Here is a 13,349-nt window from a genome sequence, read left to right as displayed (position 1 = left end):
GAGAATTATGAAATCAACAGTTTTAAAACCTGTTTTTATACCCGCAGTCGTCTTTATTACCTTATTGGTAGTATTTACTTTTATCAATCCTGCTTTATCCAAGGATATTTTTACCACCACCAAAAATTTCATAGCTGATAAATTTGGTTGGCTTTATATGTTAAGTGTTGCAATTTTTACTATTTTCGCTCTATTTTTAGCTTTCTCACCATTTGGTAAATTCAAACTAGGTCCTGATCAATCAAAACCCGATTACTCTAATTTTTCTTGGTTTTCTATGCTTTTTTCTGCTGGAATGGGTATAGGAATAATGTTCTGGGGAGTTGCTGAACCAATAGTTCACTATACAAATCCACCCGTAGGTGAACAAAGTATTGAATCTGCAAAAGATGCTATGGGAATAGTATTTTTTCACTGGGGATTAAATGCTTGGGCTATTTATGCAATAGTTGGTTTGGTTTTAGCTTATTTTTCATTTAGACATGGACTTCCTTTGACTATTCGTTCGGCACTTTATCCTTTAATTGGTGATAAAATATATGGAAAAATTGGACATAGTGTTGATATTATTGCAGTTTTAGGAACAATATTTGGTGTTGCTACAACTTTAGGATTTGGAGTTTTACAAATAAATTCTGGATTAAACTATGTTTTTAACATAGAAGTTGGGCTTAATACACAAATTATTTTAATTGTTCTTATTTGTGCAATAGCTTTAGCTTCGGCTGTATTAGGTCTTGATGGTGGAGTTAAAAAGTTATCTATTCTAAATGTATATTTGGCTTTTTTTTTACTTTTATTTGTATTTATTGCTGGTCCAACATTTCATATTTTAAATGCTTTTGTTCAAAATGTTGGAACATATTTATCAAGTGTTGTAGAAAAAACTTTTAATTTATATGCTTATGAAGGAAAATCATCTTGGATTAGTTCTTGGACACTATTTTATTGGGCTTGGTGGATTTCTTGGGCTCCATTTGTAGGAATGTTTATCTCTCGAATTTCAAGAGGAAGAACTATAAGAGAGTTTGTTGTTGGAGTTTTATTTGTACCTGTGGGGTTTTCTTTTCTTTGGATGACTGTATTTGGAAATAGTGCTTTATATTCTATAATAAATGAAGGATATACCGTTTTAGCATCAGCTGTTTCAAGTGATGTAACTATTGCACTTTTTAAGTTTTTAGAACACTATCCTTTTTCTACAATAACTTCATTTTTTGCAATAATTTTAGTTAGTATATTTTTCATAACATCCTCAGATAGTGGGGCTCTTGTAGTTGATACAATATCAAGTGGTGGAAAGATAGATAACCCCGTTTGGCAAAGAGTTTTTTGGGCGCTTTCTCAAGGTGTTGTGGCTATTGCTATGCTTGTTGCAGGTGGACTTGAAGCTTTACAATCAGCTGCTATTGTGGTAGCTTTACCTTTTGCTATTGTTATGCTTGTTGCTTGTTGGGGAGTTTATAAAGCTTTAAATTTAGAGTATATTAGAAGTGAAAGCTTAAAACATCATATGAATGCAGGAAGACATGGAAGTATAATTGGAAATTGGAGTTCAAGACTTAATAGAATTATAGAATTCCCAAAAGTTAAAGAGGCAAAGAAATTTATAAACGAAGATATAATTGAAGCTATGAATACGGTTAAAAATGAGCTTGAGAAACACTCTTGGATAGTTCAAGTTTTAAATGATAAGAAAAAAGCCATTTCAAAACTAAGAGTTGAACACTCAAATGATTTTGATTTTATATATGAAGTTCGAGCAAGAAATTATGATATGCCAGATTATGCTTATCCAGAAAATGAGAATTCTACAAATGAGCAAAATAAATATGCAAGAGCAGAAGTATTTTTACAAGATGGGAATAAAACTTATGATATTTATGGATATGATGTAGATGCCATAATAACGGATATAATAGATCAATTTGAAAAACATAAATATTTTTTAAATAATACTTCTAGTTTAAATCCAGCTGTTCCTGTTGACTAAAAGAGAGTTTTCCTCTCTTTTAAATATCTATTCCAAAGTAATATTTTACTAAATATCCAATCAAAAATGAGATTATTGCAACACCAAAAGTTATGGCTGACATTTGTAAAACTCTTTTTGTAAAACTCAAATCTTTTGCAACACTTATATAAAAGTTATATGAAACAATAGCAATAAATGCACAAATAAACATCAAAATTAAAGATTCTATAATAGAATCAAATATAAAAAATGGAATCACTAAAATAGCAGTTGTAAGAATATATGAAACTCCAGTATAAAGTGAATATGTAAAAGGTTTTATAAGTTCACTTGGATTTTCTTTTGCTTCAAGATATGCTGAACCAGCCATTGATAATGAAGCTGCTATTCCCATGATAAGTCCAGTAAGTCCAACAACTAAACTTTTATCAAATGCAAAAGCAATACCACTTAAAGTTCCTGTTAACTCAACTAAAGCATCATTCATACCTAAAACTATTGCACCTGCGTAAATAAGTTTTTTATCGTGCAACATATCAATAAGAGCAAATTCATGTTCAGTTTCTTGTTTATAAATCTTTTGTGATTCTGGATATATTTCAAAAAGTTCTTTATAAAACTCTTCTGCTCCAGCTTCTCTTTTTTCTAAAGATTTTAAAGCAAAAGATGTACCAAAAACTTTTACAAGAAAAAGATACCAAAATACTATTATATTTTGTGCTTTCAGCTGTTTATTTGTGATTTTTACCCAAAAATCGTAATGACTTTTTTCTTCATTTGCAATTTTTTCAAATATTTTTTTATTCTCTTCATTTTTTTGAAAAAGAGATAAAGCTTTATAAATAGTATAATCATTTATCTCGTTTTGTTGTTGTTTTAGTGCTTTTTTTAGATTTTCTTTATCTGATGAAATAAAATCCATTTTTTTTCCTTTACAATACTGTAATTGTATTTCTTCCGTTATTTTTTGATTTATACATTGCTTCATCTACTCTTATTAGTACACTCTCTTTAGTTTCTAGTTGTTTTACCATTGTTAAACCAAAACTAGCAGTAACATTAAAAGAACAAATTTCCATTAGTTCGATATCTTCTTCAATAGCTTTTCTTAAATTTTCACAAACTATCTTAGAATTTTCAAGTGGTGAATCGATTAAGGCTATGATAAATTCTTCTCCACCCCATCTTGCTAGTAAATCAGTCTCTCTAATACCAGAAGATAAAATATTAGCAACTCTTTTTAATACTAAATCTCCTTTTTGATGACCTAATTCATCATTTATTCTTTTGAAGTTATCTACATCTAAGAATATTACGCTTATTTCAGCTTCTTTTCTTCTTTTTAATAGTACTTGATTTTTAAATCTTTCTTCAAAATCTCTTCTATTTGGAATATTTGTCAAAGTATCATAAGCTAAAAGATATTCTATTTTTTTGCTGTAATTTTTTATTATTAAAAAAATAAAAATTGAAATAATAAAAGTAATAAGAACTGAACATACTAGATTTAAATAAAATACATGATGTGCATTTTTTGTAAAGTCGCTCAAATTTGCTTGAATAGTTAAATATAAATCTAATTCAGGAATATATTTTGTATTTAAAATATAGCTATTTCCCTTATTTGAATATTCAATTGCATTTGCTTTTTTTGATAATATAAGGTCTTTATACTCTTTTAGACCTTCATATTCATCTAAATTAGTTTTATTATTTATTTGTCTTTCAGATAGAACAACTTTTCCATCTTCATTAAAGAAAGTAACAATAAACTTATGTTTTGATCTAAAAGATTTTAGTAAATCATCAATATATGAGATTTTGATAGCAACTCCAGTAGTTCCTAAAAAGTGATAGTCTTTGTTGAAAATTTTGTAATTTATAAACATAATTAGATTATTTGATAAATGTTCATTGAAATCTAAATTTATTTCATGTTTACTTTGAGTATTTTTAAAATTAAAATACCACTTATCCGTTGGATTATTTTCATCTACTTTTTCTACAAAACCGCTTTGAGTATAGTAATTTTTTGTTTTATCTGACACTAAAAATGTGTTAAACATATCATATTTATTTTTGATAGCTTCTAGGTATCTTTCTATTCTTTGATTATTTTCTTCATCATTTGTAAGCCATTCTTGAACGAAAGTATCATTTGCCATCATCGAAGAAACTAAGTATGGTTGAATTATATTTTTTTGTATATCTGTATAAATATTGTCTAAAGATAGTGGTAAAGCTTGCTCTTTTAGCTGATTTTGTGCATTATTTAATGAAACAATATAATTTACAACTGAAAGTAATATCGAAAAGAAGATTAATAAAATAGTTATTAGAACAACAACTTTATATTTTGATTTTAACAGCATATATTTTCTTTTAAATTAGATAGGTTAGAATACACTCTTATTTTATAAAAAAAACTTAATTAAAATAGAACTTTTTTTAATAAATGTATAGATTTTATTCATTCTTTGAAAAATTTGATTATCAAAAAACTTGCGATTATATTTGAAAGATAATCGCAAGATATTTTTATTTTAAATATTAAAATTCCATTTTCATAGAAAATGCAACACTTCTAGGATCTCCTAAATATGAACTACTAGCCCAATAATCTTTTCCAGTTAGATTTGCTACATTTAATAAAAATGTTGTTGGATATTTGTCTAATTTAGTTTTATATCTCAAACCTGCATCATATAAAGTGTAACTTGGGATTTTATCTGTATTTAAGTCATCTCCATATTTTTCTCCAGTATAATACGCTCCTCCTGTTAATGTTAATCCATTAATTTGTGGAATATTATACTCTGCATAAAGTTTTGCCATTTTTGTTGCTGCATTTGTTGGTTTTTTTCCTTCTAAATTTTTATCATTTGATTCTTCAATACTCAAATCCATTAAAGTTCCTCCACCAAATAGTGTTAAATCATCTGTTACTTTTCCTGTAAAAGTTAATTCAATTCCTTGATGAACTTGTTCTCCATCTTGAACATATTTTGGCATTGGTGTTTCATTGTTTGAGTATTGATTTGCTTTTTCTATTCTAAATAATGCACTAGTTAATAAAATACTTTCATTTACTGAATATTTTGCTCCAATCTCATATTGTTTACTTACAAGTGGGTCTAAGATTTCACCTGCATTTGAATATGTATCTGCTACAATTTCTCCTGTTTCTAAACTTTCCATATAAGTTACATAAGTTGTTAAATCTTCAAAAGGTTTATACATCAAAGACAAAGTTGGAGTTAACTCTGATTTATCATAACTACCACCCCAAGAAGACCAATTTTCTACTGTTGCATAGTTAAATCCAACTAAAGCACTCCATTGGTCATTAAATACTATATCATCTCCTATTAGTGTATTTTTGTACTCTGTTTTAGAAAGAGGAATTCTTCCTCCATGTTCATTTGGATTTCTTGGAATAACAGTATTTTTTATCTGTTCTAAAGTTACTCCATCTAACCAATACCTAGGTTGCCACCAATTTTTATCTCTTTTGTAGTTTTGATAATTTTGTGAATAACCTATTGTCAAAAGGTGGTCAATATTAAAAGTTTCAAATTTACTGTCTAAATATAAATTCCCTGCATAACTTTTATGACCTTGTCCACCTTTAGGATAACGATAAAGTAAAGCATCATATAAACCATCATTTCTTGTATAAATAAGTGTTTCTCCAACAACTTCTCTATCTGTTTCTTCATAAAGAAATGAACTTCTAAGTGTGAAAATATCATTTAAATTCCATTTTAAACTACTTGTTACCCTGTCATTTTTTTCTTCTATGCTATTTAAATCAGATGTGTAACCTTTACTTATATCTAGTATTGGACGAAAAGTATTTGCTCCTATATTAAAAAATGGTTTTTGATTCTTTCTATCTAATTCTCTATGTGCATAATTTAAATCCATAGTAAAGTTATCTGTTGGTTTAAAATCAAAGGCTAAACTTACAAATTTTTGTTCTTTTCCTACATTTGCTACACTATCACCATCTTGATACAAAGCATTTATTCTATATCCAAATACTTTCTTTTCATCTATTTGTCCACTTAAATCAATATGAGTATAATATTGCTCTCCACCATAGTTTCCTAAAGTAATACTTCTTTTATCTTCTAATGTTGGTTTCTTTGTTACATAATTAACTGCACCACCAACTCTTCCACCACCATATAAAAACCCAGTTGCTCCACTGATAGTTTCGATTCTTTCTAAATCTTCCATAGTTGTAAAACTGTACCAATCTGCCAATGGTATTCCATTTACAATCGCATTATTTGAAGAAAATCCTCTTATTACATTGTAATAATTTCCTGACATTTGATCTCCTCCATCTTGAGTTAAAGGGTTCATCTTAAAGATTTGTGCCATATCATTTGCTTGAGTGTTTTCAATTAAATCTTTTGGAATTACAGTCATAGAATAAGGTGTATCTTGTAAACTTCTTTTTCCCCAAAGTCCAATACCTGTTATATCTTCACTTAGATATCCATTTTCAGCTGTTCCATTTTTATAACTTTCGTTAACTGAAATTGGCTCTAAAACTGTACCTTTCCCTTCAATCTTTTTTATAACAATTGTATTGTTTTTTACTACTGCCTCAAGTCCTGTTCCTTCAAACATTAGTTTTAAAGCTTCATCTAAATTTTGCACATTTTGTATTTTATTTGTATTTTTACCATTTAAAATATTTGTATCTACAATAAAAGGTATATTTGAAAGCTCTGATATTTTTTCAATAGCTTTTGTTGCATTCGTAGTATCAACAGTATAATTTGCTGAATATAAGTTTGTAGCCAGAAGTATGGCTAAGCTTGGTGCTATTAATGATTTTTTTAATAGACTCATTTTCTATCTCCTTTGACTTATAAATATAATTATGAGAATTACTCTCTATAAAAGAAGACGAAAAAGTTTACTATCTCTGACATCAAATTTTGAAATTTTTATTTTATAACAATAATATTATCTTTATTTTCAACTTTAACTGGATGTATCATAGGTAAAACTTTTAAAAAGTTATCAAAATGTTTGACTTCAAAATTCCCACTTATTGGATATAGTTTTGCTTTTTCCTTTTCAAAAACTATATTTATATCTAAATGTTTTGAGAACTCATTTAATACTTCATCTAAACTTGTTTGTTGAAAACTATATTTTCCATCTTTCCATTGAAACATTCTTTCGATATTCACGCTATTTTGACTTATTAAATTTGCATTTTTATCAAGTTGTAAAGATTGCCCTTTTGTAACTATTGCTAACTCTTTGTCATTTTGTGCTTTTGAAACTTGAACTTTTCCTTCTAAAACATTTACTTGTAATTTATCTTCAAGATTTACAACTTCAAACTTTGTACCTAAAACTTTTACATTTATTCTTTTTGTATTTACTATAAAAGGCTGAGTTTCATTTGAAGTTACTTCAAATATTGCTTTTCCATTTGATAGATTTATTACTCTTTTATTTTTATAATATTTAACATTTATAGTTGTATTCGCATCTAAATATATTTTTGAATTATCAGGTAATAAAATATCATTTTGTATTTTATTTGAAGCTAAATACTCTTTTGAATATGTTGGAAAATCTACAAAAAGTGAAACAGATACAACACTTAAAATACATGCAGCAACAAGAGGAACAATTCGTCTTAAAAATCTTCTTTTTCTATTTTCTTTTTGTCTATTTAGTCTTACTTCATTTTTTAATTCTTCCAAAAAATCTTTTGGTAAGGCTTTTATTTGAGTTATTAATTCTTCATCTTGGATATCTTGATTTGACATTAGATTTCCTCTTTTTTTCTTAGTTTTTCTCGCAACTCAATAGTTGCTCTTGAGATATGTTTTTCTACTGCTAAATATGAGATATTCATTATATTTGCTATTTCTTCTTTTGTATAACCTTCTAATATATGCAATACAAAAGCTTCTTTTCTTTTTGGTGGTAGTTTTTTTAGTTCTTTCATCAAAATATCTTGTTGATTTTGTTCTATTGCCAAATCTTCAGGTGCTTTAGATTGTGATATAAAATTTTCTTCTTCATAAGAAATTTCTTTGTAATTTTTGTTTTTTCTTAGTCTATCAATAATAATATTTTTTGCTACTTTGTAAAGTAGGGCTCTTTCATTTTCTATTTCTTTGCTATTTTTGATAGATATTACTTTTTCATAAGTCTCTTGAACTATATCTTGTGCATTATCTTTGTTTGGGATTTTATCTTTTATGTATAAAAATAGTTCTTTATAATATTTCAGCATGATTTATTTAAGTATTTCTCTTTCTTATTTTTATATAATTGATAATTGTAATCAAAAAATAGTGAGTAAAAACTTAAATAAGAGTGTTGATCAGAAATCTTTTAAGATTTCTGATGTTTTATAGAGTAAACCTCTAGCATTCTCATGATAATTGCTGATAAATAAGGAATACTTTGAATAAATATAGTTACTGCAAATACATAAATTTCTGTAATTCCAGTTTTATTTGTGAAAATTAGTGCAAAAAATGCAATCAATAATAATACAGCTAAGATTGATTCATATTTTATAGGGTTTGCACTTTTTTTAGCTTTTCCACCTTTTTGAGTTCTTTTAAATGGTAAACCATCTTTTATAAACCCATCAAATACAGCTTTGAAAATAATTAACTGTAAACTCATAGAAGCAATTGAACTTAAAAGTATCTCTTTAAAAGTTGCTTTTACTTTTGTTCTATACAAAATAAATGTATGTAAAATATTTACTAAAAATGCTGTAATAATTGGAATAGTAAGTGGAATTGTAGGAATAGTAACACCTACAAAAATAATAACAGGAACCCAAATAATATTCATAACTGCCATTATTGGACCCATTGCATCACTTAACCAGAAGAACCAACCTGTAACAAATTTATTTTTTTGTCTAGGTGTAAGTCTATTTGCACTTGGTTTAAACTCTCTCCAGTGTTTTTTTAGAATTTGAATAGCACCATAAGCCCATCTGTGTCTTTGAGTTTTAAATGCTTCTAAAGTATCAGGAAGTAAACCATAACCATATCTTCTATTTGTATAGTGAGCTATATATCCTGCTTCAAATAGTCTTAATCCTAACTCACTATCTTCAACGATAGTGTCAGTTCCCCAACCACCAACTTCCATCATAGCGCTAAGTCTTACCATAACCATAGTTCCATGAACAACAATTGCATTTTCTTCATTTCTATCAACCATACCAATATCGAAGAATCCTGCATATTCTGCATTCATAGCAGCTTTCATGATAGATTCTTTTCCATCTCTATGATCTTGTGGTGCTTGAACAATAGCAACTTTTGGATCGTCAAATAAAGGAACTAAATCAACAAGCCATGGTGATTCAACTTTATAATCTGCATCAATAACAGCTACAATTTCAGCATCTTTGCTTGTTCTTTCTAATGCAGCATTAAGTGCACCAGCTTTAAATCCAGTACAAGTAATATTCATAAATACAAATTTATCACCTAACTCTTCACATAGTTTTTCAATAGGCTTCCAGTAATACTCTTCAGGAGTATTGTTAATGATAACTAAAACTTCATAGTTTGGATATTTTAGTTGTGATAAACTTCTTAATGTTTCTTCTAAAACATGTGGCTCTTCTTTATATGCTGGAACATGTATTGAAACAAGCGGTGCATTTTGTGATTTTAGATCAAGAGGAACAAGTCTTGAAGGAGGTACTCCAATAGAAGATCTAAATAACTCATTTGCTTTTGCTAAAGTTATAATTACAAGTGGTATCATAAGGAAAGTTCCCATTCCCCACATTACCCACATACCAAAGTTCATATAGTTAATAAATGGATAAATTGCAGCCATAACTATACCAAATGCCATACCTTGTGCAGTTACAGCATAAGCTAATGCATGACTTATATTTACTCTTTGATTTCTAAGTCCTAATAAAGTTATGATTGCTCCAAGGATTGTTGCTACAATCATTTGATACAACCAATATTGATTTAATTCAATATCTCCATTTAATTGGAATTTTAACGCTCTATCAGAAGTAAATATTCCCCAATATTGTCCTACATTTCCTTCATCGTAACCTTTCCATTGTTGGTCGAAAGCTTCGATTATATTATAGTGCCAACCATGCTCATTTGCAAGATTTACAAACCCTCTAATCGCCATAGCTTGGTTTTTCAAACTTGGTACTGCACTTCTATTATTATATCCATGACTTGGCCAACCAGTTTCCCCAATCACTATCTTTCTATTTGGATGAATTTTTTCTACTAAAGAGTATTTTTCAATAATAAACTCATTAAATCTGTCTATTGGTATTTTTTCCCAATAAGGTAAGATGTGTATAGTTAAAAAATCAACATGTTTTGCTAAATCTGGAACTCTTTCCCAAACGTCCCAAGTTTCAGCTACTGTTATTGGTTTTTTTGTGAATTGTCTCATAAAATCAACATAGGCAAACAATTCAACTTCATCTAAATCAGCTCTTAGAAGAACCTCATTTCCTACTATAACGCTATTTATTCTATTTGGGTATTTTTCAAGTAATTTAATAGCTCGTTTTATTTCTAAATGATTTTGCTCGTGATCACCACTTATCCAAAGTCCTAAATCAATAGGCATATTGCTATCAGGAGTTGCTTCTAAAACTGCATTTGCTTCTAATGTAGCATATGTTCTAAGTTTATTTGTGAAGTTTTCCAACATAGTCACATCATCATAAATTTGTTGTTTAGATAACAAATTTTTGTTATACCCTTCGTATGGAGAGTAAGAAAGCGATTCTATTTTTTCAAATGAATCTTCTTTTAAAGTAATAAGATTATCTTGTGTTAACCAAAAAAACACCTGAAATAATCCTGCCATGATAAGACCTAAGACAATGTATCTCAACTCATTTTCCTTTTTATATAAATAGTCGGTAATATTAACATTTTTTAGTTACAATAAAACTTATTAAATAGCATAAAAAGGACTGAATTTGAATTTTATTTTTGTGGCATTTTTAACTTCTTTAGTTGCAACGTTTGGAAGTTTGTTTTTTTCTGAAGTTATGTACTTCATACCTTGTTCTTTGTGTTGGTATCAAAGAATATTTATGTATCCACTAGTTTTTATCTTTTTGATGAATCTTTTATATCCTGATAATAAAGTTTTTAAGTATAGTTTACCATTGGTTGTTGTGGGGCTAGCAATAGCTATTTATCACAATTTATTAATATTAAAAATAATTCCAGAAACACTTTCTCCTTGTATTCAAGGTGTTCCTTGTTCTGTTGATTATCTAAATTGGTTCGGATTTATAACAATTCCTTTGTTATCTTTTCTTAGTTATACTGCCATTCTTATTTTATTAATTTTATTTAAAAGGAAAAGTATAGATGCAAAATAAAAAGCTGATTTTAGGTTCATTGGTTGTTATTATAGCCATATTTGTTAGTTTGACTTTTTTATATAAAAGTGAAAAACAAACTGAAATAGTATCATCTGTTTCAAATATAAATGAATTGTTAGTAAGAGATTACTCTATGAAACATGGTGAAAATAAAAAAAATATATATGTTGTAGAATTTCTTGACCCTGAATGTGAATCTTGTGCTTTATTCAGTCCTGTTGTTAGAAAATTATATAAAGAGTATCACGAAGATATTCAAATAGTTATAAAATATTTAGCAAATCATAAAAATTCAGAATTTGCTATTAAACTTTTAGAAGCTTCAAGAGAGCAAAATAAATATGATGAAGTTTTAGATGTAATATTTGAAAAACAACCTTTATGGGCGCAACACAATAATGAAAAACCAGAATTATTATGGGAACTTTTAACTGCAATTCCAAATCTTGATATTACAAAGTTAAAAAATGATATGAATAATCCTAAATATGATGAAATTATAAATACAGATACTTCAGATGCTAGAAAGTTAGGAGTTAGAGGAACTCCAACTATTTTTGTAAATGGGGTTGAATTAAAAACATTATCTACTAAAGCTTTATTTGATTTAGTAGAAGCAGAAATTTATAAATAGAAAGATAAAAAGATGAAGAATATTTTTTTAATTAGTTTTGTATTATTAGGTTTATTATTTAGTGGTTGTGGTTCTGAAACGATAGACAAAAGTGCTATTTCTAAAACAAAAAAAGAAGAAACAAATATAAAATTTGAGTCGCAACCTTTTACTCTGATTTCAACAAATGAAAAGTTTATTAGTGTTCAAAGTACTCCAAATGGTTTAGATTTTGATGAGTTTAAAGGTAAAAAAGCTGTATTAGTTGATATTTTTGCTACTTGGTGTCCACCTTGTATTGAATCAATACCTAAATTAAGAGATGTAAAAGAGAAATACAAAGATAACTTTGAAATAGTTTCAGTTTTATTTCAAGATGATAAAACAGCTGAAGAGATGAAAAAATTCATAGAAGAGTATAAAATCAATTATACAATTACTATGGGTGGAGATAATCAAAAATTAGCAGATGAATTTAATGTAAAAAAAATTCCTGAAATGTTTTTATTCTCAAAAGATGGGAAATTTGTAAAAAAATTTATAGGTAAAGTATCTCAAGAAGAGTTAGAAAAATATATAAAAGTAGCTATTGAGAATTAATTCAAAATAGCTTCTAACTCTTCGATTGTTTCTAAAAAATATTTAGCTTTTGAGAAATCTTGTGTTATTGTAAATTTATTTTTTACAATAGCGCAATCTATTTTTGCATTTACTGCTGAAATAAGACCTCTTTGTGAATCTTCAACTACAATAGTTTCTTCATTTTTTGCACCAAACTTTTCTAATCCTTTTAAATATGGTTCAGGATTTGGTTTAGCTTTTGCATAATCTTCTACACAAAGAATAAACTCCATAAAGTCACTTATTCCTCTATTTTTATGAATTAACTCAAAATCAACTCTTCTTGAAGTTGTAACTATTGCCATTTTATATTTTTTTGAAAGGTTATTTAGAACTTTTTTTACATTTGGAATAGCAAGGTCTTTTGTTAGTAAAAATTCTTGATAATATTCATCTCGAATTTTTCTATGTTTTTCTATAACATCATTTTCAATTTGATTTATTTCAGCTAATTCAAAAGCGCTACCGCCTTTTATCATTATACTTTGGTAAAAATCAAAATCTAAATCTAATCCAAGTTTTTTTAAGGCTTTTTTATTTGCTTCATAATACCAGTTCTCAGTTTCTACTAAAACTCCATCATTATCAAAAAGTATATATTTTTTTTCCATTTTATTCCTAGTAATAATTTAAAATAAAAAAAGGGAAGCTTTAAAAAGCTTCCCTTTCGACTTGTATATAGTTAGGAGAAAGTTAATTAAGTCTATTAACTCATAAAGAAATTATAAAAAACA

The 13,349-nt window shown here is 27.5% G+C and carries 11 protein-coding genes; 4 read left to right on the top strand and 7 right to left on the bottom strand.

Annotation, left to right across the window (positions count from 1 at the left end):
* Nucleotides 1-7 precede the first annotated feature (7 nt).
* Nucleotides 8-1,993 (top strand): BCCT family transporter, encoded by a 1,986-nt coding sequence (locus CKV87_RS07280; RefSeq protein WP_012013107.1) that lies wholly within the window; start codon nucleotides 8-10, stop codon nucleotides 1,991-1,993.
* 19 nt (nucleotides 1,994-2,012) lie between these two features.
* Here the strand turns inward: CKV87_RS07280 and CKV87_RS07275 are convergent, their stop codons facing one another.
* The 6 genes from CKV87_RS07275 to CKV87_RS07250 form a co-directional block, all read right to left on the bottom strand.
* Nucleotides 2,013-2,897, bottom strand: coding sequence for a VIT1/CCC1 transporter family protein (locus tag CKV87_RS07275; protein WP_041644950.1), 885 nt, complete (start codon nucleotides 2,895-2,897; stop codon nucleotides 2,013-2,015).
* A 10-nt stretch (nucleotides 2,898-2,907) separates the two neighbouring features.
* A complete protein-coding gene (locus CKV87_RS07270) occupies nucleotides 2,908-4,347 on the bottom strand; it encodes a sensor domain-containing diguanylate cyclase (protein WP_012013105.1) in 1,440 nt (479 codons plus the stop codon).
* Between the two features lie 178 nt (nucleotides 4,348-4,525).
* On the bottom strand, nucleotides 4,526-6,841 hold the full coding sequence (locus CKV87_RS07265; RefSeq protein WP_012013104.1) for a TonB-dependent siderophore receptor: 2,316 nt from the start codon (nucleotides 6,839-6,841) through the stop codon (nucleotides 4,526-4,528).
* A gap of 98 nt (nucleotides 6,842-6,939) precedes the next feature.
* On the bottom strand, nucleotides 6,940-7,779 hold the full coding sequence (locus CKV87_RS07260; protein ID WP_012013103.1) for a FecR family protein: 840 nt from the start codon (nucleotides 7,777-7,779) through the stop codon (nucleotides 6,940-6,942).
* Nucleotides 7,779-8,252, bottom strand: a complete 474-nt coding sequence (locus CKV87_RS07255) for an RNA polymerase sigma factor (protein WP_004509683.1) — start codon at nucleotides 8,250-8,252, stop codon at nucleotides 7,779-7,781. Before CKV87_RS07255 ends, CKV87_RS07260 begins: the two co-directional genes overlap by 1 nt.
* Nucleotides 8,253-8,353: 101 nt before the next feature.
* Nucleotides 8,354-10,852 (bottom strand): glycosyltransferase family 2 protein, encoded by a 2,499-nt coding sequence (locus tag CKV87_RS07250; RefSeq protein WP_046997476.1) that lies wholly within the window; start codon nucleotides 10,850-10,852, stop codon nucleotides 8,354-8,356.
* 115 nt (nucleotides 10,853-10,967) lie between these two features.
* Between CKV87_RS07250 and CKV87_RS07245 the strand changes: the two genes are divergently transcribed.
* From CKV87_RS07245 to CKV87_RS07235, 3 genes are read left to right on the top strand one after another with little or no spacing between them, the layout of a single operon-like run.
* A complete protein-coding gene (locus CKV87_RS07245; protein WP_012013102.1) occupies nucleotides 10,968-11,378 on the top strand; it encodes a disulfide oxidoreductase in 411 nt (136 codons plus the stop codon).
* The gene (locus CKV87_RS07240) at nucleotides 11,368-12,015 is read left to right on the top strand and encodes a DsbA family protein (RefSeq protein ID WP_012013101.1); all 648 of its coding nucleotides are present in this window, start codon (nucleotides 11,368-11,370) and stop codon (nucleotides 12,013-12,015) included. The genes CKV87_RS07245 and CKV87_RS07240 overlap by 11 nt, the downstream gene beginning before the upstream one ends.
* 12 nt (nucleotides 12,016-12,027) lie before the next feature.
* The gene (locus tag CKV87_RS07235) at nucleotides 12,028-12,594 is read left to right on the top strand and encodes a TlpA family protein disulfide reductase (RefSeq protein ID WP_012013100.1); all 567 of its coding nucleotides are present in this window, start codon (nucleotides 12,028-12,030) and stop codon (nucleotides 12,592-12,594) included.
* On the opposite strand, the gene CKV87_RS07230 is transcribed toward CKV87_RS07235, so the two are convergent.
* On the bottom strand, nucleotides 12,591-13,226 hold the full coding sequence (locus CKV87_RS07230) for an HAD family hydrolase (protein WP_004509678.1): 636 nt from the start codon (nucleotides 13,224-13,226) through the stop codon (nucleotides 12,591-12,593). The genes CKV87_RS07235 and CKV87_RS07230 overlap by 4 nt on opposite strands.
* Nucleotides 13,227-13,349: the final 123 nt, after the last annotated feature.

Origin of the sequence: Aliarcobacter butzleri (assembly GCF_900187115.1) — a bacterium.
Taxonomy (GTDB): domain Bacteria; phylum Campylobacterota; class Campylobacteria; order Campylobacterales; family Arcobacteraceae; genus Aliarcobacter; species Aliarcobacter butzleri.
Note: the sequence above shows the minus strand (reverse complement) of the source record. Positions and strands in the feature narration are given on the sequence as shown.